This is a genomic window from Alteromonas macleodii ATCC 27126, assembly GCF_000172635.2.
GTDB lineage: Bacteria > Pseudomonadota > Gammaproteobacteria > Enterobacterales > Alteromonadaceae > Alteromonas > Alteromonas macleodii.
This window is the reverse complement of record NC_018632.1, coordinates 1,926,487-1,950,360: the sequence shown is the minus strand read 5'-3', so window position 1 is coordinate 1,950,360 and position 23,874 is coordinate 1,926,487. Positions and strand designations below refer to the sequence as shown.

Below are 23,874 nucleotides of genomic sequence, written 5' to 3'. Positions count from 1 at the left end.
AAATTACGCCCTTGTAGTTTTTGTTCTTGTTTTTGTGTTAGCCATGCGCATTTACTGCACCGGATCTGCAGAACGATTGCTGTGAGTATCTGATACCAGCATTTGCCTACTTCGTCTTCTCGTTGCAACTGCAGGCATGTACCAAGCGATCATAAAGCCAATTAATGGCATTACCGCTTGAATAATGACATACACCGCAGTAAGTCGCGTACTGCTCCCCGATACCGACGCTACAGCCTCGGTAGTAACAGTAGGGAGCGTCCCGCCAGACGCCAGCAAGGTAGGTAAATACTGGCTAAAACTAATTGCCAGCCCCAACGCCGATGCCACCATAATGGCGCTGAACAACGAAGGCAGCTTAACATGATAAAACACCTGCCACGGCGTTTTGCCCAAGCTCTGCGCCACCATGGCGTATCGGTTGTCGAACTTCCTATACGCCACAGCCATCGATAAAAACACGTAAGGCACAACATAAACCATGTGCGCTATATAGGTGTGAAACCATACGGCGTTTTGAAAAACAAGCTGCTGGAACCAGACCAGACCATATAGAAAAGCAACGCCAGGTACCAATAGTGGCAAAAATAGAGAGACAGAAAATGCATTCGAAGCAACAACACGCGCTGGCTTTAACTGCTCGCTTTCCAGGGTAAATAAAACAAGTACCAATGAAGTTGTACTCACCAGCACGCCAAGTAATAAGGTATTAATAAGCGGTGTTGTCAGCGCACTTGTTGCCGTATTCCAATGCAGCAGTGTTAGCCCCTCTGGCAATAACAGCGGGAAATGCCATTGCTTAGCAAAGGAGTACACAACAACCGTGTATACCACCGCGCAGATCAAGATGATGTAAACTGCCATAACGGTAAAACCACATGCGCGTAGCGCAGTATCTGCAAAATATCGATTGCCACCTGAAAGGCTGCGCTTACCGGTGTATGCCACTAATCGCTCTATCCCCAAAAACAATACTACCGCCACCGCTGATACTGCCACCTGAACCACAGCAGCGCTACTTGCAAGCAGTCGCATGGACAAATCAATATGATTAAACCAGTGCATAATGGCAACGGCCAAAGTGCTCGGGTTATTTGGGCCTAGAATAAGTGGAATTTCTACATTTGAAGTGGCGAAAACTAGTACTGCTAAAAGCGGTAACTTTATCTGGGAAAAAATTGTCGGCAGCACCAGTTTAAAAAAGCTCGCAGTAGGCGAATAACCTAACGCTGTCCCCACCTTTACATACCCCGTGAGTTTCTTTTTCACCAGCGGCTGAGACATAACGCTTAGCGTCATTAACAAAATAAACGGCAGCTCTTTCAGGCTAAGCGCGATAAGTATACTTAGTCCTAGACCGTCATAAAGTAGCGTTCCATCATTCGCAGCGGGCAATGCCATTTCGCTGATTTCATTAACAAAGGGGGTTGTGAAAGCATGACTAAAATACGCATTCAAGCGCGTGGTAGTTGCTGCAAATATACCAGAAGGGCTAACTACAAATAAAAGGGAAATGGCCGCAGCCGCGTGGGGAAACACCAGAAACGGGCTTAACACCCCCTGAATTTTTCCTAGCAGGGAAGATTGGTAAAACGTGGCGAGAATACAAAACGCTGCTATTACGGCTAAAAGGGTTGAGCCTATGCCCGTAAAAAGCGACAACCACATCATTTGCCAAATGTCTGGGAGGTCGAATAGCGTCGCAAACACTTGCGTTGAAAAGGCGTTTGCGCCGATAGCTGGGAAGTAACCTAACGCAGGAAATATTACCCCTACCAGCCCTGCCAATACGGGAATACAAAGTAAAAGCAGCAAGCACCAGCGTGCAACAAGTGTAATGTGAGTAAACATTAGTAGCGTGCCCCGTAACGTTTATACCAGGCTTCGCGCAATTTATCAGTCCAGCTTGCATGGGGTTCGGCCAACAGCACCGCTGACTGAGATTTGTCGAGGGCAGATTTGTGCACAGCCTCGTCTTTAAACAGCATAGCTTGTGCTTGTGTCAGCGATGCGATATCAAGAACCGTATCGTCACCCCACACTTCCAGCTTTTGCTTCTCGGCCTGTGCTTCTGGCGAAAGCAAAAAATTTACTACTGTCTTTGCTGCTGTTTTGTTTTTAGAATTGTAGGTCAGCCCCACAAAATGGACATTAGCAAGGCTACCGTCTTGCATGGCATAGGTGCGAACATCATCGGGTAAATCAAAACGATTTACGGCTGATGGAATTTCAGCGGCGGTAAATGAAAACGCGAGTGTTAGCTCACCTGTGCCAACCAAGCGTTGAAGTTGTGAGGCTTGGCGAAGCATATACTTCCCTTGCTGCCACATAGTGGGATGCAATTGGTCCAAATAAGCCCAAAGCGCGGGCAATACAGCCTGAAGAGACGATTCAGTAACGGGTTGGTAAAACAAAGACTGCTTATCGCCGTTAAGAGCAATTGCTGCGTATTTTATAAAGCTAATGCCTAAATAATCGCTCGGCACTGGATAGGTGAAGCGTCCTGGCGCTTTTTGAGAGAACCGAAGCAGTTCATTAATGGTTTGCCCAGGCGTAGTGCCTAGCGCTTTCATATGTGCACTGCGATAATAAAACACCATGGACGCTTTCCCCCACGGTGCTTCCATACCAAGCGTGGGTTCGCCAAAGTCGGTTACCATGGCAGAGTTCTTTTCCGGGCGGGTTAGCGCGAAATAATCAAGTTCTTTAACCCAGTCTTTAGCGAGCAAGCCATGCTTTTTCATTGCCGCAAAGTTTTCGCCATTTATCCATATTAAATCTACGCTGCCGTTATCGTGATTACCGGCCGCTTTTTCTGCTAATACGCGTGACACGGCGTCACTGGTATCAGCAAGCTTAACGTGCTGCAGTTCAATGTTAAAACGCTGGCTAACTTGCGCCGCTACCCATTGCAAATAACCATTCACTTGAGCGCTTCCCCCCCATGCATGAAAACGTACCAGAGGTTTGCTTTGTGTGTCGTCTTTAGGCGATTGCGCTGAGGTGCGCTTGAGCACCGTTGACGCACGTACTGGCGATTGATGCTGGCTCTGTATTTCATTGCCAGAAACATCAACACTGGGAATATCAAACGGTACCGCAAATGAATGCGAAGCCGTGATTAGCTGAGAACTGAAAACAGCTGACGCCAGTGCTAGCCCCTTAATGAGGCGACTAAACTTGCCAAAGCGGCGTAAACAAGCCGCTTTCGTGCTAACTGAAGCGCTATTGCGTGGCATTGAGTGCCCAGTCGTAATCTAAGAATTCTAACTCTGCGTTATCTTGCTCAAGCACTGAAATCTGCTGACTCGATAGGTTTAATGCAGTTTTGTATAACAGCAAAAATTGGCTGAGATTTTCCGTGTTTACGTTTTTAATGCCTTGCCAACTTTCACTTTTCCGATTGGTGTTTTTTTCAAAATCTTCGCTGTACCAGTCGAATATTTTTGAAAGCTTCAAGGTGTTACCGTCCATTCTGTTGCGAGACGTATCGGCTAAAAAACGCTTGGTTTGTGCGTCAAGCTGGCTATCTAGCCTTGCGCCAACATACGCTTCTTCTCGCAGCGCAGGACAACCAATACTGGCACAGTTTACGGCGAAATGAATTCGAGGTTCGTTATATCCTTCCGTGGTTTTATTTTGTCCGCGAATAAGTTCGTGCTCTATTTCATCCAGCGTACGGGTTTTACCAAGTAGCGGCGCAATTTCCTTTTTCCATGGCGACGAGAAAAAGCTGCCTAAATCGCGAATAGACTCAATCTTAGGGTATTCGTTAAGAATAAGGTCAACGGTGTAGGCATTGTAAGCATTTATGAGAAATGCCAGTTGGTCAGCCTTGCTCCAGCCGTCAAAGGTACTTTTTTCTACCTTGACTAAGCTATTTAAATACTGAGTTAAACGTTCCCTGTCTTGTTTAAACCCATAGTAATCAACTTGCGTGCTGGCCCCATTGTCTATGGTTTTCACATGCTCGCTTAGTAACGCACTAAACGGCTCGTGTAGCCTGTTAAATTGCTTTAGCACCGCTTCATCAGAGAGCGCAGAAAAGCTTACGCTTGCAGCAAGCAGCATGATGCTGCTTACTGCCAATCGACCAAATTTTCTAATAGTGATTCGTCTGGACATCGCGATTACTCTTGTCATTACTTGTTCGCTCGCCATCACCAATGCGTTTTTCACCGCTAAGCCTTTTGTCACCGCTAATGCTTTTTTCACATTAACTATCCTCTGCGCCACGTGTGGAATTTCTCTACATAGCTGAGCAATTTTTCAGGCGCGTTTGCGCGCTTCCAATTCCCTGCTGCATACTTTGCGCCTTCAGCCCATGTTGGGTAAGCGTGGATAGTGCCAAGGATCTTGTTTAACCCCAGATCGTGCTTCATCGCAATAACAAACTCAGCCAGTAAATCTCCTGCGTGTTCCGAGACGATAGTGACGCCCAATATCTTGTCTTTACCCGGTGGCGTGAGCACTTTAATAAACCCTTTTCTGGCACTCTCCGCAACAGCACGATCTAACTCTGCAAACTCGTATCGCGTTACTTCAACGTCAATGTCTTGCTCGGCAGCGTCACGCTCGTTAATGCCCACCCGCGCTACTTCCGGCTCGATGAAGGTTGTCCATGGAATAACGCGATAATCAACTTTGAATTTCTTAAACGTGCCGAAAAGAGCGTTGACTGCAGCGTACCATGCCTGGTGGGCGGCCACATGGGTAAATTGATAAGGCCCTACTACATCGCCAGCGGCAAAGATATTAGGCATCAGGGTTTGCAAGTATTCGTCTGCTTCAATTGTTCTATCAAATTGAATACCTAAGTCTTCCAGACCAAAACCATGTAAACGGGCTTTTCGTCCCACAGCCACAATGACTTCGTCGTAGGCGATAGTAGATTCAACACCCTCTTTCGCTACAACAAGTACTTTTTCACCGTCTTGTTGTTCAAAGCGAAGCGCATCATGGGACGTCAATACGTTTACGCCGCTCTCTCTAAGCACAGACTCAGCATACTCCGCCACATCCGCATCTTCTCGGCCCATTAAACGCGGGGCACGCTCAACTTGCGTTACGTCACTGCCAAGGCGTGAAAAGGCTTGGGCGAGCTCACAACCAATAGGCCCACCCCCTAATACGATTAAACGTTTTGGCGCGTCTTCAAGTTCAGCAAACTTGGTCCACAAGGTATCAGAGGTGACATAGCCGCTTTGCTCAATGCCTGGTAATTCGGGAATAAATGGTGCTGCACCTGTAGCAACCACAATATTTTTTGTGGTTAGTGTTTGGGTACCGCCATCGTTCTTTTTTATTTCAACTGTCCAAGGGTCGATAATTTTCGCATAGCCTTTTACAACATCAACACCCAAGCTAGTGTAACGCTCTACACTGTCATTAGGCGCGATTGCCGCAATCACTTCGTGCACACGTGTCATCACCCTTTTAAACGACATAGCGGGTGTTACCGGCTCTAAACCATATCTATCGGCATGGCGCATTTGATTGGCCACTTTTGCCGTTTTTATAATGGCTTTGCTCGGTACGCAGCCGTAGTTAAGACAGTCGCCCCCCATTTCGCCAGCTTCTACCAGCGTGACTTTTGCTTTCACCGCTGCAGCAATATAGCTGGTAACCAAACCACCCGCACCCGCTCCAATAACCACTAAGTTGCGATCAAACTTCTTTGGCTTGCTGTAGCCTTTGTACACGCGACGGCGATTGACTACTGCTACGATAGCTTTAGCTATCCAAGGGAATATGCCTAAAAGTACAAATGAAAAGATAAGCCCAGGCGAGACAATGCCAGACAAACTGTCTATTTGCGCAAGTTGAGTACCCGCATTTACATATACCGCGGTGCCCGCAAGCATGCCCACTTGGCTTACCCAGTAGAATGTCCAGGTTTTAAGCGACGTTAACCCCATCAACAGGTTGATTAGGAAGAACGGGAATACTGGCACTAGGCGCAGGGTAAATAAGTAAAACGCACCTTGCTTTTCCACGCCCTCATCAATCTTTTTAAGCTTTTCTTTAAACTTATTTCGCACGGTGTCGCGCAATATGAAGCGTGAAACTAAGAACGCCAGCGTTGCCCCTACGCTCGAGGCAAACGATACAATAACTAAGCCTTGAACCAGGCCAAACAAAGCCCCTGCTGCCAGGGTCAAAATAGCTGCTCCCGGCAAAGAAAGTGCAGTTACGGCAACATAAATGGCAAAGAACACACCTATACTTAATACCGGGTTTTGAGCAATCTGCGATTGAAACGTATCGAGTGAATCCTTCATACCTTGAAGGGTTAGATAGCTATTTAAATCAAAATAAAAAAAGCTAAATATGGCGGCAACAATAACCCCTAAAAGCGCTATTTTCTTAAACATAAATATCCTTAGCGCTTAAAACGCGTATTGCATGGTAACTTGAGCGTGACGAGGTACGTTTGGCATGACAAGTGTCGCACCGAAATACCCACCTTCAAACAGCGGCTGCCAGTTTTCTTCATCGGTCACATTAATGATATCTAAACGCAATCGAAGGTCATCTGTTACTTGATAGTCTGCATTTACATCAACCGTATATTGGTCGCGAATATGCACCGTTTGCAGAAAGTCTAGTGGGAATGACTTGGTATAGAGCGCACTTGCCCCCACTTGCAGGTCATCCGTAATTTGCCAGCCAGCGTTAATAGAAGCAATTTGTGGCGGGATCCCCTGAACGCGACTGTCTGATGCAGGGAACGCGGCAAAAGAAGGTGATCCTACTCCTGTACCTTCAATAATATCAGGACGACTATTATCAAACGCATCAATAACCTGCGCCGTACCTTGAAACGCCGCTGAATCATCAAAACGCGCGTCTAAGTAGCTATACGCGGCATTGATCCAAACATCGTCTGCTTGATAGAACATTTGTAGTTCGAAACCTTGCGTTTTCACACCACTGTTACTGCCATCACGGTTACGTAGGCTTCGGGTCTGGTCAAACACAGCGGCCTCTGCATACCAGCTGCTGTTTGGCGCATATTTTACACCCACTTCGTATAACGTATTTTCAGTAGCAAAGTTAAGCGGGTTGATCTCGTTATTACCGCCTAACACCGTGCCACCCGCCATGCTGTTCGATGTTGCGTCGTTTTCTGAAAACGCCGCGTAAACATTTACATCACCCGTTAATTTGTACACTACACTTAACTGGTAGCTGGTTAATGTATCGCTGTACGAATCTGAAGCTGCTTCAACACCAATCGGCACTAGTGGGTCACGCGCGTCTACGTCATAGTAATCAACACGTACGCCAGCAATCGTTGAAAATTTATCGGTCCACGTCGAGCGCTGCTGAAGCGCCAGGCCTGTTTGCCATGCGGTAGAGTCGGTGGTGTCTGATAAATTAAAATCGCCGTTACCATCGCCGTCTACGTCGTACTGCGCCCCCGGTGAAACATATACGCCAGGACGCAGCTCAACTAATCGGGCTTTTTGGGCATCGGTAAGCGGAATAACGCGGTTTGAGATAGGCCCGGTTAAATCAATCGGATTATCGGCCTCAGTGGTAAACTGGCTATAGCCCAACACGTCGTTGTAACGTAGCGCTAACCCTACAGTCGTGGTTTGGCTGTCGTTCCACTTATAATCTAGCTCAGTGCGGTTTTCGAACGTGTCAGCCCCGTCAATGATCTCAACAAAGCTATTTTGCGCTATTTCTTCACGTTCAAGATATTGATAATATGTAATGTTGCGAAGCGCCACGTTATCAGTCATTTTGTATTCGACACTGCTTCGAATAACCGTAGTTTCAGCACCGTTAATGTCGTCAGGATTTGTGAATACGCGGTTGCGAGGAATAACCACTTCTCCGGTAGGAGAAATGATAGCACCTGCCCCCGGTACTGTACTGCCATTCGGCTGAGTGCCTTGCCCAGTAATATAAATACCGTTATCGATAAGGTCTTGCGTTGGGCGGTTGATACCTGCGTTGTCTGGATAGTCTGTGTCATAATACTCCGCGCTGATATCCCACGTCAGTACATCGCTTGGCGTATAGCGATAGGCTACAAACAGGTTCGTGCTATCGCGCTCGGCAAAATCGTAGAAACTGCCATGGTCTAAGTACTCTGCACTAAAGCGAATACCACTTTTACCTTCTTCTATAGCTGTGCCGTAATCCACTTGCGCTGAATACTGATCCCAGCGCCCGGCGCGAAGGGTGACTTTCCCCTTGCTTTCGGTGGTAGGCGCAACCTTTGTTTGAAGGTTTACAAAGCCACCGTTGCGCTGCGTGCTACCAAACAACACTGGCGACGGCCCTTTCACCACGTCAATTTGCTCAACGCTATTGAACGACAAAGGCAAACCAAAGCCATTGTTGCCTGCTTGACGTCTTATACCATCTTGAAAAAGCTCACCTAATTGGCCGCGTATACTGGGCAGGCTTGGCGTGCCAAAGCCGCTAGAGGCGTACGCGTTGGGCGCCGCTTTTACGATGTCGTGTAAATCGTTAATGTTAAGTGCCTCTATCGCTTGTGCCGACAGTGACGTCACCGCTCTAGGTGTCTCAGCTGCACTTAAACCGCTACCGAAAATGCCTTTGAGTGTGTTATCACCAGGATTTAGCGTATCTAAACTCTGCTGGTTTCCGGTTACCTCAACCACTTCAATATCTGCCGCTTGTTGGGCATAGAGCGATTGACTGATGGCAAGTGCGAGTGTGCTAACGGCTAGGCCGATTACTTTTTTCATTAACAGATCCGTATTTTTAATTCTTGTTCGACAAGACCGATACGCGTCACAAAAAATTTCAGTACATTTAATTTTCAAAAAAATATTAAAAAACACAAAATTAATTGAAATTTTTATTTTGAACGGTCGTTCTAGTATGCTTGCACTATTATACTTTTGGAGCATGTATGCAAAACAACACCGATATTCAAAACCGACTACAATGGTCGCTACTTTCTCTTCGCGTAACAATATTTATCGTTATGTTCGTATGGACACTCGATAAGTTTGTTAACCCAGCCCACGGCATGGCCATTTTTGAAAAGTTCTATGGTATCGGCGGCGTGCCTGAAATGGCCGTTTACGTTATGGGCGCACTGCAGCTTGCGCTGGTTTTGGCATTCTTAGCGGGACTTGCGAAAAAATACACCTACGGTCTTATTTTTATCCTTCACGGTGGGTCTACCCTGTCTTCATTCCCGCAGTATGTAGATGCCTTTAATCACCTGCTGTTTTTTGCTGCATGGCCAATGTGGGGCGCGTGCTTTGCACTTTTCCTATTGCGCGATGCCGATACTAAATTTGCCATTGGCAAGTAGCGGCTATTTGTTAGCTAAACACGCTAGATACACCGCACGCTAGAAAGTTAGCGCATAGCGATAGCCCTTATATTTATCTTTAGCAAGCTAACAAGATATGACGGCTACGCTTTTTAGCATTTAACTTACTGTTTGGCAGCAGCATACAGTTGCTGCCATTCAGCCTCTTCTACAGGCATGATTGACAGTCTTCCACCTTTTTTGACCAATGGCAGTTCAGTAATACCGTCCATCGTTTTAATCACTGAAAGCGGCAGAACGCTTGAAAATTTCTCTACAAATTTCACGTCAACGCGATACCAGCGGGGGTTATCCTGACTTGATTTAGGGTCGTAATATTTTGATTCAGGGTTAAACTGCGTGGTGTCCGGGTAGCCGTCTCTTACCACTTCAGCAACACCTGCAATGCCCACCAGCTTGCAACTTGAGTGATAGATAAATACTTTGTCACCCCGTTTAACGCCGTCTCGTAAAAAGTTACGCGCCTGGTAATTTCTTACGCCGTCCCACGGTTCCGTTTGTTCTGGGCGGCTTGCCAAGTCATCGATTGAAAATGCATCAGGTTCTGTTTTAAATAGCCAATACGCCATAGTCGTTGTTAATTCTCTTCGTTGTAAATAGACAAGCCTTTCATTCGCTAAATGCGGGCATTTGAAGCGCTTATAAAAAAGTGCGCTCATGGCTAGCTTTGCAGCTTGTTGCTTTAAGTGAGTATACAAAGCTCTTTAATTTAATGACAGTGCTATACCTTAGCTTGGCCAACACTGCTATAATTACGCACTTATTCTGAGCTAAAGCCTTATTTAAGCTCAGCAACTCTCTGATTTATCTAGATGTGATTACTATGCAAGCCACCATTAAGGCCGATCGCGGTCTGTTTTCTTACCCTAAATATTGGCCACACTGCCTGGGTACTGCGCCGTTTCTCCCCATGTCGAAGGAAGAAATGGATGCCCTTGGCTGGGACAGCTGTGACGTTATTTTGGTAACGGGCGATGCGTATGTAGATCACCCTAGTTTTGGTATGGCGGTGATTGGCCGAGTACTTGAAGCGCATGGTTTTCGCGTGGGTATTATTTCTCAGCCAGACTGGACCAGCAAAGACGATTTCATGAAGTTGGGTAAACCCAACCTGTATTTCGGCGTAACAGCCGGCAATATGGACTCTATGATCAACCGTTACACGTCTGACAAAAAGCTTCGTCACGATGACGCTTACACGCCAGGCAATGTAGGTGGCAAGCGCCCTGATCGTGCGGTTACCGTGTATTCACAGCGCTGCCGTGAAGCGTTTAAAGGTGTGCCTGTTATTGTTGGTGGCATAGAAGCCAGCTTACGTCGCATTGCGCACTACGACTATTGGAGTGAAAAAGTACGCCGCTCTGTACTGTTCGATTCTAAAGCGGACATGCTCTTTTTCGGTAACGCCGAACGTCCTCTTGTTGAAGTCACTCATCGCTTAGCGGCAGGTGAAGATATTGCCGATTTGCGAGACATTCGCGGTACTGCGATTATCGTTAAAGAAGCCTTACCAGAGTGGCAAGGTGTTGACTCGACCTCTCTAGACAGGCCGGGCAAGATAGACGCCATTCCAAGCCCCTACCAGATGGAGCCCGAGTGCGATTCGCAGGATAAAGACGCCAAAAGCAGTGAAGCGCCAGAAGCCGCCCCCATTGTGATTCAGCCTGCGCAAAAAGAGAAAGAAAAGCGTAAGCCTTGGGAAAACGTGTACGTTAAGCTACCTGCGTACGAGACGGTGAAAGACAACAAGGTGTTATACGCACATACGTCGCGTATTTTGCACCAAGAAACCAATCCTGGTTGTGCGCGTGCGCTAATGCAGCGCCACGGCGACAGACACATTTGGATTAACCCACCGGCCATGCCGCTTGAAACCGAAGAGATGGACGCGGTATTTGATTTACCCTATCAGCGTGTGCCTCACCCTGTCTATGGCGATGCTAAAATCCCCGCATACGATATGATCCGCTTCAGTATTAATATTATGCGCGGATGCTACGGCGGCTGTACCTTCTGCTCTATTACTGAACACGAAGGGCGTATTATTCAAAGCCGTTCTGAAGACTCTATTATTCGAGAAATTGAGCAAATACGCGATACGGTACCGGGCTTCACTGGTGTTATTTCAGACTTAGGCGGCCCGACGGCGAACATGTATCGCCTGCGCTGTAAGAGCCCTAAAGCAGAAGCTACATGTCGTCGCCCGTCTTGTGTGTACCCTAGCATTTGTGCGCACATGGATACGGACCATAAGCCAACTATCGACTTATACCGCCGTGCTCGTGAGTTACCTGGAATTAAAAAGATATTGATTGCTTCAGGCGTACGTTACGACCTAGCAGTAGAAGACCCGGAATACGTGAAAGAGCTGGCCCTTCACCACGTAGGCGGCTACTTAAAGATCGCTCCAGAACACACCGAAGATGGTCCTCTTTCAAAAATGATGAAACCGGGCATGGGCAGCTACTACCGCTTCAAAGAGCTATTTGATAAGTACTCACAAGAAGCAGGTAAAAAGCAGTACCTTATTCCTTACTTTATTGCATCGCACCCGGGTACCACCGACGAAGATATGCTAAGCCTTGCGATTTGGCTTAAAGAAAACAAATTTAAGCTCGATCAGGTACAAAACTTCTATCCGTCGCCAATGGCAACGGCTACCACCATGTACCATACCGAGGTAAATTCCCTTCGCAAAGTCACTAAAGACAGTGAAGAGGTGCCTTCTGCAAAAGGTGAAATTCACCGTCGATTACACAAGGCGATGCTGCGTTATCACGACCCGAAAAACTTTGCGCAAATTCGTGAAGCACTTAAACGTATGGGGCGCGAAGATTTGATAGGCCGTGGTCCTCAGCACCTTGTTCCGCCAGAAACAGCAGATGAAAAACGCCAAAAAGCGCAAAAAGGCCGTCGTGGTGAACGCGCACTGACCAAACATACTGGGCTTCCTCCTACCTTTCAGGGCAAGAGCAGCAAAGGCGGTAACGGCGTAAATAAGAGCCGACGTAATTCCAACGCTAACAAACAAGGTCATGGAAACACAGCACAGCAGCGTAACGACACCGGCGGGAATAAGAATAGAGGCAACGCTTCGAAAGGAAATAATAGTAGTGGCAACAGCCGCGGCCGTACGCAAAAGCAGCCAAGTATGCACAAACGATAGAAACAAAAACGCCCGGAGCTTGTAAACTCTGGGCGTTTTTTTAAGGCCTATTGTCAACGATGACATTGCGCTTTCGTCGATTTACCTCGACTTATGCCTCGTCCACTATATAACAGGTCACATTTTCAAGCTTGGTAAGTTCCCCACTTTGGTCGTTACGCAACACGCACTGTTCACCATCACTTAGCAAAGTAAAACTATAAACAGGGTTGTCGTGCCTTCCGTCAATAGGTAATCCCCTACTATCAACCTTTGCTTTACGCTCAATCGTAATGCTAGCGGTTTGACTGAATGCATCCTCGGCTATCGTTATGTTTAGACCACCAAACCAGTTGCTGATCCTACTTTCAATAGCTTGCTTTTGACTCACACTGATGGATTTGGTTACTGCCTCGTGTAACTCAGCCTCCTGCGTTGTCGCGCATCCGCTCGCCGAGAGCAAAAGTATGGCGAGAGGTGCAGCTAGCAGTCTTCCTTTTAGCAGTTTTGCTTTTTTATTAGGAAGCGACATTACTTGCGCTCCTGAATAACAGGCTGATTTATTTTGTTGTGTAAAATAAAGTTCTCTTTGCGTTGTTCAGGCTTGTCGATAGGAATGAGCTTTTCGCCCCCTAACGCACTTTGGTTACTGCGCAGTGCTTTGACATCCGCCACGCCGTTTGACGTGACAACTTCGGGACATGAGCCTGTAGCAGCATATTCCAATGCAGCTGACAGCATCCCTTCATTTGGATCACCCAAGCTTGCGGTAAAGTCATCTTCAACTTCACACCCCGGCAACTCAAAATCGAAATTAGGCGTGGTGGTAGGCATGAAACCATCAGCATAATCACCAAACCCTTTGTTATTCACCCCTTGGAACTGGATAGTAAAGTAGGTCTCACCGCAATTGTCTGTTGGGTAGAACCCATACGGCTTACCACAAGTAGTAGAGCCAATTTGCACTACTTCTACATCAATACCACGAAGTGCATTCATTACCGCTTCACTTGCTGAACATGTTGCACCCGTTGCTAAAACGTAAACCTTCGTCAGCGAAAGGCTAGGCAGAAGCGTGTCGGTAAGTTGCCCTGCGTTATAGTCAATAACATTGCGGTAAAACGGTGTTGGACGAATAGTCTCTCCGGTGACAGGGTTGGTGTTTGGGTTTTTATCGTTAAAACGCAATGTTTCAAAGGTTGCGTTATTGGTTTGGTTCGGACCCGCTATCATATAGGAAAGCTGTGAAGCTAGCGCCAAACGTCCTCCGCCGTTGTAGCGAAGGTCAATAACGAGCTCGGTCACATTTTCTTCAACAAACATATCGAACGCATCAATTAATCCTTCTTGCGCGGTAACGATAAAGGTATTGAATTGGAAGTAGCCCGTTTTGCCGTTTTCGGTATCGAGTACCTTTGCGTTTTGAACCGGCGTTACGCTGATATCGCCGGAGGTGATGTCTACTGAGAGAGTTGAACCATCAACCTGCACAAACTCAAAGCTTGTAACCGTACCTGCGTCTTCCGGAAACAGAGCAGCATTAATCGCATTGACGCCCTGCTGCGTGTTGTCATTGACAAAGTCGACGCCGTTTATACGCGAAAGGGTTGCACCGCGAGGCACGCCAGCAGTAGCTGCAGGTGAACCCGGCTCAGTGAATCGCACTGTCAGTACTCTCGGCACGGTTGTTGAACCAAATTCCCAATCAAACCCATAGCCCGATGAAATCCCCGATTGAGACAGTTCGTTATATTCGGCAGTGTCCTGTGAAAAGTGGAAGTTATCTTTTGGCGTACCGCTTGGCGTTAGCTCATTGGTTTTAAGCTGATCAAAATATCCCAACACTGAGAAATTTGCAGGGTCATTGTCATCTACTTCGTCGTACCACAAGTAAGTGTCATTAGTCCAAGTACGTAGCCACAGCTTTTCATCCATGGCGGTACCTTGTGTATCTGGGTATGCCCTATTAGTAAAAGGATCAATACCGCTTCTAGGAGTCTCACATTTCGCTAGATATTGAGATTGCGGTTCATACACCCCCGCTTCCCATTCTGGCTCTGTTGTTACAGGTGTCGTTGGCGTGGTAGGCGTTGTCACCACAGGAGGGGTATTAGACGAGCCAGAGCCGCCTCCACATCCAGCTAGAAGAGAAATCGTGACTGCAAGTGCAACAGAAGAATACGTATACGCTTTCATGATTTAGAAAATATCCTTTTAAAACGGCTAGCCCAAAACTATTAAACTTGTGCTAAAAACAACTTTTATTAGCATAGCCGATAGTGACATATCCTTCTAAGCGTAACTACATAACAAAAGTTTAAAATGTTTCGAAATGTAAGAAAACGTGTTGCAGAGTTGATGAGTAAATGTCATTCGTGACGCGTATCGCTCTATCGCGGTAGAAAAGAAAACTACTTATTCTGCCGTAACAATATGCTTATTATCGTCTCTAGTTTAACTGCAACACACCTACTGCTCGTGCAGTTAAGCTACTCACATATACACCTTCATCGGTCTGTATTGCGCCTGTAACAAAGGGAAATGCACCGCTGGGGTCTTGGTAATTTGTAAAACCTCTCCGCTTTCACTTATTTTAACAAGATGCCCGTATGCTTGACCTTGTGGGCGCATGAACTGTGGCAGACGCTGTACAATTTTACGAATGAAAGGCTTGTCAGATAGAGCGTCAACGGGAGCGGAGCGAGGCGAAGCAAGACCCAGAAAGTACGCGCCGCTAGTTGCCTGGCTGATGTTGTCTGGGAATCCAGGCAAATTATCAATCACGACCTCCACTTGGCCCTGTTTTGGCCCTACTAGCCAATAGCGCAACACGCGATATTTACCGGTTTCGTTGACCAACACTGAATTTTGATCATGGCTTATTGCGACACCATTCGCAAAAACCAAACCATCCATCAGTACATTACTCGTTCTACGTACTGGGTCGTACTCTATAAGCCTGCCATTGCCTCTATGTTCCAAAATTTCTAGCAGGCTCGCTTGCAGCGTTCCCCCATACTCTTTGGCGGAGAACTTGGTGGTTGCGTCAGTGAAGTAAATATTGCCGTTGGCGGCAACATCCACATCGTCCGCATATACAACTTTAGTGTTTTCTACTTGGTTAACCAATACCGTTAGCTCACCTTCAGGGTCTGCAATTAGCAATCCGCGATGTGCATCGGCGATTAATAAGTTGCCGTTGGTATCGAACTCGATACCGAGCGGGCGTCCACCAGTGTTAATCCATGGAGTAAATGCTGCCTCACCTTTTTTCTTGAGTAATACCGCACCAGAATGAGTAGCGGTTGCAATAGTTCCCGCAGCGTTTATCGCAAAATCCTCCGGCCCTTTATCTTCGCCTAATTCAATAAACGAAAGGCCCGCCAAACGGTTGTTTTCCGCAAACTCCCCCGAAAATCCGCTACTGCTCGGTGCTTGCCAGCTTATTGGCGCAATGGGGACTGGCCACACTAGTAAATACCCTAAGACAAGAATGACAACGCCACCGAATACCTTCATTTATGCTCTCCTACAAGCAACGCATGTTGTGTATCTATCAACCATAGCAAGCAACCCTCCGATACTCTGCTTTCGTTTATAAATAGAACACTATCATCCAGAGCTTTCTAAATAGCGCATATTTGAATATGCATTACAAATTCGTTAGGTAGCATCCATTCCCCCCTTCAGATCGTTTGTTTATAAAATGCTACAGAGGTACGTCATGCCATTTTATGCAAAAACACTCGGAGATAATTATGCTAAGCAAGTAGACAAAGAACTACGTGCGAGCCACGCGGGAGAGACGGGAGCCGTTTGGATATACCGTGGTGCTCTATTCGCCGAATGTGTTTTAAAACTGGTTAATCTTTCTGGCACAAAAAGCGAGGCACAACCCTTCATACATGAGCACCTTAAAACGGAAAGACGACACCTCGCCGTCTTTGAAAACGAAATGCCGCTTTTTAGGGGAAGTTTTATTTTACCTGTATGGATAGCTTCTGGGTTTATCACCGGTTTTATTCCAAGACTTTGCGGTATTAATTGCTTTTACTACACCATTTACCGAGTAGAGCAGTTCGTAGATTCGCATTACGAAGAACAATGCAAGCGCATTTCTGCGTTAGCCATCCCCCCTTCAAACGTTATAAATCGGTTTAGACAATGCCAAGCAGATGAACAACATCACAGAGATGAAGCGCTGCTCCTAATGACGAAAAGGCCGTCGTTATTAATGAAATTATGGGGCGCAGCCGTTGAAAAAGGCTCTTCTATTGCCGTTGCAATCGCAAAAGTGATTTAAGTTTTCGAGCTTATGCGCAGTGACCTGTGATAAAAAATAGGCATCAGAGAATTTATTAATTGAAAAAAAAGAGACGCTTTTAGAGTGGGAAAAAAGGACAGAGTTCGGCTACCAAAACCCTGTGACAACTGCGGTATCAATGCCAACACACAGTTTCGTATTCGATGTGGTGATGAAGACACGTGGCGTATAGTATGCAAAGCTTGTCAAGAACGAGCAAAGGCCAGCAATGGCTATATGTATGGCGGTACGTGGAAAAGAAAGAAGCGTAACTAAGGGGCTTCCTGTGAGCCCCTAATAGTTACGATAAGATTTACGCATTCACTCTTTTTTCTTGCGCTGATTGAGGCGCGCTGTTACTCGCGTCGGTTTCAATCTGTGTTTCTGCATTTTTAGCTCGCTTAATCAGCGTATTAGCACGATAAACACTCCACACCACGTACACCACCATAGGTATATTAAGCTGAAGTGACGCAACCGATAGCGTCGCGCTTTGGTGCACAGCCGCATAGGCTATGAGTAACACCATTACGCTTAGGCCTGATATAAGCAACCATATCGGCTTTGTGAGTGATTTAACTCCCACTGTAATACCGGTATTAAGTAGCATAAGGCACCAAAAAACGGCGATGAGCGAGCCTGTAAAAAACATATCTGCTACAGCAGTTAATGCGAGTGCACTCACACTACCCCACACCGTGCTGTACCAAAGCCTGCTTGCTAACGGCGGATGCGCCTTCTTAGACAGCCAAATCTCCATACCCGACACGCAAAGCATGGTCAGCATTACACCAAGAACAAAGTACAGCCATTTGCTGGTAAGGCCGGCGAAGTCACCGAAGTGCAAACGGTACATCGCCCATACCAACTGCTTACCCCATTCACCGAATTCATAGCCGGCCACACCGATAAAGTTACCCGCCGTATCGAATCGATAGCCTTCGGCGTAGATCATTCTATTGGGTGCCTTGGCATATATTTCGATGAACTGCTCTGGTTCACCGACTTCGTGTACCGTTAAAAATATTGGCGACTTTTCTGGCGCTAGCGTTTCCATTTGTGCAAACGCCCTACCAATAGCCGGTTTACCTTCCTGTGGAGCTAATACAGGGTCTGGCGTAAAGATTTTCTGGATAACCGCGTCGCGATCGCCTTCGTAATTTAGTGAGGCAACAACCACCAAAATGATCCCTGCCATACCAAAATATGCGCCTGTTATACCTATAACTAAATGAAAAGGCGCTGCCCATAGTCCAAAACGGTTGTGCAAATCAATTTGTGCTTGCTGACCGTTGCCACCCCGTCGAAGTTTAAAAGCATCTTTTGCTATTCGTTTGTGAGCAATAATTCCAGTGACGACAAGGGTACAGATGATAGCGCCCAAAGCGCTGACCAAAATCATTCCCCAACTTTGTGGCAAATTGAGATACAAGTGCAAGTTCACGAGCATTTCGGTAAAAGACACGCTTTCTTGCTCTAATAAGTTACCTTCACTGTCGGCAAAGTAAGCAGCATGATCGTTTTCTACCACCAACCGAGGGATATCTGACGTAGGGAAAACCACATAAAGATGGTGAGACTCCTGCGTATTCTGAGCCAAAAAGGTGTCCATCGCCTTTTCAACAACATCAGGAGAAACATTCTTCATTTCTTCAATATGCGGCTGTTCCCACCTTTCAAACTCTAAGTGAAAAACCGCAACGGTCCCAGATAAGCACACCAAAAAGAGAAGTACACTTAGAAAAACGCCTACCCAAGTATGTGCATTTAATGCATTTTGTTTTGTTATTTTATCCATCGATATTCACCTACATGGGGAAGAAAATAAGTATTGGTAGGCAAAGCGCAGCCAAAACTGCGTAAGCAACAACAACTTTAATTTTGTGGGCGGTAGCAAGGTAGTGATAAACAATAAGACCCCAAAAAATTGGCAACAGCACGATACCTGTAGCCAACTTCCCTGCTATTGAGAATGGTAGTAGTGCACATAGTCCTAGCGTCAATAACACGCTCACAACCAATAAAACAACCAGCACCACGATGTAGTTTGCGATGTTCCCTAGAACTGTACGTCGCGAGAAATCAAAGCTCCTCGGCTGAGGTACATTTTTTGGCTGAGGTAAATACGTTTGGTTAAACGCAATAAAAGGCCACACTAAAATGGAAGGAATACACAGCGCATATAGCACGCCAAACTCCCACCCCTGAGCATAAGACCAGCACACTGCTGCAACCAGCCATACGACAAGACCCAAATAAAGATACGTTGACGCTTGAGCGCGCCAACTTTTATAAATAACACCTAAGGCTGCAAGTGTTAAACCACCCGCTGCAACTGAAAGCATGATAAATCCTTAAAACGAATAGGTTAGCGACGCGTTCACTGTTCTGCGTACACCAGGGAAACAGTCACCTCTGAATAAGCAAGACGTGAGATATTTTTTATCGGTCACATTTCTTACATTCAGCTGCAAATTCAAATTATCTGAAAGCTCATACGACACCATCAGGTCACCAAGGGTGTAGCTAGGCGTGTCGTATCTGATGACACCATTCTCAGAAACTGATTCTCCCACGTAGCGAATACCAGCTCCTACCGTCAGCGCTTCAAGCTCAAGTGGAGAATAATTTACCCATAGGGATGCATTGCTGTCTGGCTGTGCTGACAACGAAAAACCGTTAGGATCTTCTGCATCCAAGACCGACGCCGCAAACTGCGCTGTTATTTGGCCAAAGTCTACGCGCCCTTCTAGCTCAATCCCTTCAATGGTCGTTACGCCTTGCTGTTGCGCCGCTTCGTCTGGTAATCCGTTAGGATTAGGAAGGTTTGAAACTTCAATATCGTAATACGCTAGCGTGATAAAACCAGGAACTGACGAGAGTTCATACTTAATCCCTGCCTCGTATTGACGGCCTTCTTCAGGCTTAAGCTGGTTGTTATTGTTATCTAGTCCCACTACCGTCTCGAACGACTCAGCGTAACTAAGGTAGGGAGAAATGCCGTTGTCAAAACGATACAAAATTCCAGCTGAGTATGATGTTTGCGTGTCATCCTGCTCAGTTACGCCAGTATCATTATCAACGCGGTCGTGACGTAGGCCTAGCGTTACCCGCCAGTTTTCATAGGAAATTTGATCAGACAGGTATAACCCCGTGTCGGTGACTGTCTGTTCAGGCGCATCGTTGTAGATTGCGTCGAAAATGGCTTGCTCTGGTGCGCCTGTGTACTCAGGGTTAGCCAAGTCCATAATGTACCTAAAATCACCTTGTAATACGCCACCACCAGCATAGTAAGCAGAGTTGGCGTCAGTCTTAACATGTTGATATTGTACACCCGCTAATAATTCATGTTCGAAAGCGCCTGTTACAAATCCCTTGTTTACACGAATATCAAAAGCGTGTTGATTAAACGTATTGTCTGCTTGATAAAACGTTCTCGGCACAAAGGTATCGGTAGGCGCTACCGGTGCCCCTACAAAAGCGTTTAGATAGCGAGTGCCGCCCGTAAAAGTGGGCCACGCTTGGTGGTAGTCTGCCTCACCATCTCGCCATAAGGCAGTAAATGAAAGTGACGTTGTATCGTTAATCAAGTGCTCGCCAAGCAAGGTAACTTGGTTCGACTTAGTATCAAATTTATTAAACCCTGGTTCACCTGCGTAAACATCTTGGTCGGGTAAATAAGTGCCGTCAGCCAAAGGCAATAATGTGCCTTCCACAGGAATAAACTGCGCTGCTGTATCGCTATCAGTATCTTGGAATAACCCGATAAGCGTTAGCGTTGTATCGTCAGAAGGCATGAAGGAAAGTGACGGCATGAATACTTGGGTGTCATCGCTAACGTAATCAACCTGAGAGTCAGCATTACGATATATACCAACAAAACGCCCCATCCACTTATCATCTTCAGACAGGCTGCCGTTTACATCTACCCCAACTTGCGCGCGGTCGAAGTTTCCGTAGGACAACACCACTTCGCTTCCTTTGCCTAACGTGGGCGTTTTTGACACATAGTTCATTATGCCACCGGGAGAGCCCTGACCGTAAAGTACAGAGGCAGGCCCCTTAAGCAACTCAACCTGTTCCATTGTGTAAATTTCAGCTCGCGTAGAATTATAGCTGCCAAACAACTCTTGAATTGAGTCGCGATAGCGCGGAATACTTAATCCTCTGGAAGAGATTGAATCGACCCGGGTGGCGTATCCGTATGACTCCCCCGTCACGCCCGCCATATAGGTGGCAGACTGAGAAAGATTTAACACACCTTTTTGCTTTAAATCTAATGCGGTTTCAATGGAAATTGTACGGGCGAGTTCAACAATCGGTGTATTTGTTTTTGTTGCGCCAAACGGAGAACGCATGCCCACTACTTCAATCTTTTCTACTGCATTCGCTTCTGCTTTTTCCCCTGTTGCTTCTCGCTTATCTATAGCTGAGCCAGCGCCACTTTCATCTTCCTGAGCATGTGCGTGAGACACTAAGATAGCCGCTACCGCCAAGCTGAGTAATTTCTTATTCATGTTGAGTGTTTTCTGTTATTAATTTTTAAGACCCATCAATTCGCCTATTACAAGAATGAAGTGAACTGAAGGCTGCATTAGTACTTTCGTCTAATTTAGCAAAAATTTACACAAATGATAACCAGTATCATTCACATTAACATCAATAAGTAACAGAAAACGCGTTAACCGAGGTTGTTAAGTAACATAAAGATACGCGCATACAAAAAAGCCGAACTAACAGCGTTAGCTCGGCTTTAACTCTCATGAGAAGTGAAAGGCTAATGACTATGCCGCTTCACTTTCCTGTTCAGACTCAACTACTTCATGGCTTAATAAGTATTCAAATGCAGCAAGCGATGCTTTCGCGCCCTCGCCCATCGAAATAACAATTTGCTTATACGGTACTGTTGTTACGTCACCGGCTGCAAATATACCCGGCTCAGATGTATGACACTTAGTATCAACAATAATTTCGCCATACTGCGTCATGTCTACCGTGCCCTTCATAAACTGACTGTTTGGTACAAGTCCAATTTGAACAAATACACCTGCAAGTTCACGGGTGTGCACTTCGTTAGTTGAGCGATCTTGGTATTCAATTGCGTTTACTTTGCCATTTTCAGCAGTAATTTGGCGCGTTGCCGCGTTCTTGATAATGGTAATATTATCGCGCTTTTGAGCTTGATCGATAAGTACCTTATCCGCTTTTAGTTCTGGCATAAATTCAAATACCGTCACCGATTTTACAATGCCTGCAAGGTCAAGTGCTGCTTCAATACCTGAGTTACCACCGCCAATGACCGCTACGTCTTTACCTTTGAAGAAAGGGCCGTCGCAGTGTGGGCAGTATGCAACACCATTACCGATGTTCTCTTTTTCGCCCGGAACACCAAGTTCTCTCCAGCGTGCGCCTGTCGCAACAATAACCGTACGAGTGCGGATCTGTTCGCCAGAAGAAAGCGTAATGGTTTTAATGTTGCCTTTCTCAATGCTATCAACACGTACGTGCTCTTTAAGCGTTATGTCGTAATCGCGTACGTGCTCCATCAAGTTACCAACAAGCTCAGGGCCCGTTGTTTTAGGTACTGAGATAAGATTCTCGATACCCATGGTATCTTTAACTTGGCCGCCAAAAGTTTCAGCAACAATGGCAACTTTAAGGCCTTTACGGGCACTGTAAATCGCCGAAGCAACGCCTGCTGGACCACCACCGATAACCGTTACGTCTTGAAGTGGTAACGCACCGCCTTTGTTTGCTTCTTTAAGGCTAGGGTCGCGTTCAATTAACTTGTTGATAAGCACAGAGGCATCAACTTTACCATTCGCGAATAGCTCGCCATTAAGGTATACGCTAGGAACACCTTGGATGTCGCGCTCTTGAATTAGATTTTGATATAACCCGCCGTCGATCATTTCGGTCTTGATGTTAGGATTAATCAAAGCAAATTGATTAAGTGCCTGTACGACTTCAGGGCAGTTGTGACAGCTTAAGCTAATGAACACTTCAAAATTAAGTGGTTCATTCACCGCTTTCACCATCGACTTAACGCTATCGTCTAGCTTAAGTTCAGTACCCGCTGCATGCAGCATGGCAAGTACAAGCGAGTTAAACTCGTGACCGCCAGGGATACCAGAAAAACGAATTCCCGTATCTTCGCCGTCAGCTTCCAACAAAAAGCTGATTGCACTGCGCAACTCACCATTTGTGTCACGCTCTTCTACGTTTAATTTTTCGCTTACTGAAGCAATGTCGGACAGAAACGTCACAAGCTCTTCACGCTTGCTATGTTCACCGGTCTGTACGACAAAGGTTACGTTTTTTTGCATTGACTCTGCATATGATTTCAATGCTTGTAAAATTTCTTTAGTTAACACGGTTATTCTGCCTTATTTTCGACACGCCGATCCCCGCCAACCTTTTGAAGGGTCAACAACATAAGCGGAAATTGGAAATTAATATCAGGGAGTGGAGACCCACTCCCTACAAATTATTTGCTTAATACTGTGCAATGCACGAAGCGCTAAGCGTGCTGCTTAGATTTTGCCTACTAGGTCAAGTGAAGGTGCTAGAGTTGCTTCGCCTTCTTTCCACTTAGCTGGGCAAACTTCACCTGGGTTGTTTGCAACGTACTGAGCGGCTTTAACTTTGCGTACTAGGTCATCTGCGTCACGGCCGATACCTTCAGAAGTGATTTCCATCGCTTGGATGATGCCTTCTGGGTCAACAACAAATGTAGCGCGGTCAGCAAGACCCATAGTTTCACGCATACAATCGAAGTTACGAGTGATTTCGCCTGTTGGGTCGCCAATCATTGCAAATTTGATCTTGTTGATCGTGTCAGAAGAATCGTGCCATGCTTTGTGAGTGAAGTGAGTGTCAGTAGATACTGAAAATACTTCTACGCCACGTGACTGAAGTTCTTCGTACTTGTCAGCGATGTCGCCAAGCTCAGTTGGACAAACAAATGTGAAGTCAGCTGGGTAAAATACGAAAACTGCCCATTTACCTTTGATGTCTTCGCTGCTTACGTCTACGAATTCGCCGTCTTTAAATGCAGTTGCTTTGAAAGGTTTGATAGCAGTATTAATCAATGCCATG

General features: G+C 46.3%; 16 protein-coding genes and 1 pseudogene. 3 read left to right on the top strand and 14 right to left on the bottom strand.

The window, feature by feature from the left end:
- Positions 1–51: 51 nt before the first annotated feature.
- From MASE_RS08280 to MASE_RS08260, 5 genes are read right to left on the bottom strand one after another with little or no spacing between them, the layout of a single operon-like run.
- A complete protein-coding gene (locus MASE_RS08280) occupies positions 52–1,851 on the bottom strand; it encodes an ABC transporter permease (RefSeq protein ID WP_014949284.1) in 1,800 nt (599 codons plus the stop codon).
- Positions 1,851–3,239: an ABC transporter substrate-binding protein gene (locus MASE_RS08275; RefSeq protein WP_014949283.1), complete on the bottom strand. Its 1,389-nt coding sequence runs from the start codon at positions 3,237–3,239 to the stop codon at positions 1,851–1,853. Before MASE_RS08275 ends, MASE_RS08280 begins: the two co-directional genes overlap by 1 nt.
- The gene (locus tag MASE_RS08270) at positions 3,226–4,215 is read right to left on the bottom strand and encodes a DUF547 domain-containing protein (protein WP_014949282.1); all 990 of its coding nucleotides are present in this window, start codon (positions 4,213–4,215) and stop codon (positions 3,226–3,228) included. The genes MASE_RS08275 and MASE_RS08270 overlap by 14 nt, the downstream gene beginning before the upstream one ends.
- Before the next feature lie 5 nt (positions 4,216–4,220).
- Entirely contained in the window at positions 4,221–6,374 is a 2,154-nt protein-coding gene (locus MASE_RS08265) for an FAD-dependent oxidoreductase (protein WP_014949281.1), read from the bottom strand.
- A 15-nt stretch (positions 6,375–6,389) separates the two neighbouring features.
- Positions 6,390–8,729: a TonB-dependent receptor gene (locus MASE_RS08260; protein ID WP_014949280.1), complete on the bottom strand. Its 2,340-nt coding sequence runs from the start codon at positions 8,727–8,729 to the stop codon at positions 6,390–6,392.
- A 167-nt stretch (positions 8,730–8,896) separates the two neighbouring features.
- Here MASE_RS08260 and MASE_RS08255 point away from each other — a divergent pair, with 167 nt between their 5' ends.
- Positions 8,897–9,307: a hypothetical protein gene (locus tag MASE_RS08255; RefSeq protein ID WP_014949279.1), complete on the top strand. Its 411-nt coding sequence runs from the start codon at positions 8,897–8,899 to the stop codon at positions 9,305–9,307.
- Between the two features lie 125 nt (positions 9,308–9,432).
- Here MASE_RS08255 and MASE_RS08250 read toward each other — a convergent pair whose 3' ends face one another.
- Positions 9,433–9,897 carry an EVE domain-containing protein gene (locus MASE_RS08250; protein WP_014949278.1) on the bottom strand — a complete coding sequence of 155 codons (465 nt, stop codon included), beginning with the start codon at positions 9,895–9,897 and terminating at the stop codon, positions 9,433–9,435.
- A gap of 254 nt (positions 9,898–10,151) precedes the next feature.
- On the opposite strand from MASE_RS08250, the gene MASE_RS08245 reads away from it, so the two are divergent.
- Positions 10,152–12,494, top strand: coding sequence for a YgiQ family radical SAM protein (locus MASE_RS08245; RefSeq protein WP_080589180.1), 2,343 nt, complete (start codon positions 10,152–10,154; stop codon positions 12,492–12,494).
- Between the two features lie 91 nt (positions 12,495–12,585).
- Here MASE_RS08245 and MASE_RS08240 read toward each other — a convergent pair whose 3' ends face one another.
- The 3 genes and pseudogenes from MASE_RS08240 to MASE_RS08230 form a co-directional block, all read right to left on the bottom strand.
- On the bottom strand, positions 12,586–13,005 hold the full coding sequence (locus MASE_RS08240; RefSeq protein WP_014949276.1) for a hypothetical protein: 420 nt from the start codon (positions 13,003–13,005) through the stop codon (positions 12,586–12,588).
- Positions 13,005–14,669, bottom strand: a complete 1,665-nt coding sequence (locus MASE_RS08235) for a S41 family peptidase (RefSeq protein WP_014949275.1) — start codon at positions 14,667–14,669, stop codon at positions 13,005–13,007. Before MASE_RS08235 ends, MASE_RS08240 begins: the two co-directional genes overlap by 1 nt.
- A 253-nt stretch (positions 14,670–14,922) precedes the next feature.
- Positions 14,923–15,992: pseudogene (locus tag MASE_RS08230) on the bottom strand (strictosidine synthase family protein).
- A 205-nt stretch (positions 15,993–16,197) separates the two neighbouring features.
- Here MASE_RS08230 and MASE_RS08225 point away from each other — a divergent pair.
- Positions 16,198–16,776: a demethoxyubiquinone hydroxylase family protein gene (locus tag MASE_RS08225; RefSeq protein ID WP_014949273.1), complete on the top strand. Its 579-nt coding sequence runs from the start codon at positions 16,198–16,200 to the stop codon at positions 16,774–16,776.
- A gap of 313 nt (positions 16,777–17,089) precedes the next feature.
- On the opposite strand, the gene MASE_RS08220 is transcribed toward MASE_RS08225, so the two are convergent.
- The 5 genes from MASE_RS08220 to ahpC all read right to left on the bottom strand — a co-directional run bounded on the left by MASE_RS08220 (position 17,090) and on the right by ahpC (position 23,867).
- Positions 17,090–18,574, bottom strand: a complete 1,485-nt coding sequence (locus tag MASE_RS08220) for a PepSY-associated TM helix domain-containing protein (RefSeq protein ID WP_014949272.1) — start codon at positions 18,572–18,574, stop codon at positions 17,090–17,092.
- A gap of 10 nt (positions 18,575–18,584) precedes the next feature.
- Positions 18,585–19,121, bottom strand: coding sequence for a hypothetical protein (locus MASE_RS08215; protein WP_014949271.1), 537 nt, complete (start codon positions 19,119–19,121; stop codon positions 18,585–18,587).
- Positions 19,122–19,130: 9 nt separating this feature from the next.
- Entirely contained in the window at positions 19,131–21,293 is a 2,163-nt protein-coding gene (locus tag MASE_RS08210; RefSeq protein ID WP_014949270.1) for a TonB-dependent siderophore receptor, read from the bottom strand.
- 267 nt (positions 21,294–21,560) lie between these two features.
- The gene (gene ahpF / locus MASE_RS08205) at positions 21,561–23,150 is read right to left on the bottom strand and encodes an alkyl hydroperoxide reductase subunit F (protein WP_014949269.1); all 1,590 of its coding nucleotides are present in this window, start codon (positions 23,148–23,150) and stop codon (positions 21,561–21,563) included.
- Positions 23,151–23,309: 159 nt separating this feature from the next.
- Positions 23,310–23,867 carry an alkyl hydroperoxide reductase subunit C gene (gene ahpC, locus MASE_RS08200; RefSeq protein WP_425291745.1) on the bottom strand — a complete coding sequence of 186 codons (558 nt, stop codon included), beginning with the start codon at positions 23,865–23,867 and terminating at the stop codon, positions 23,310–23,312.
- Positions 23,868–23,874 lie beyond the last annotated feature (7 nt).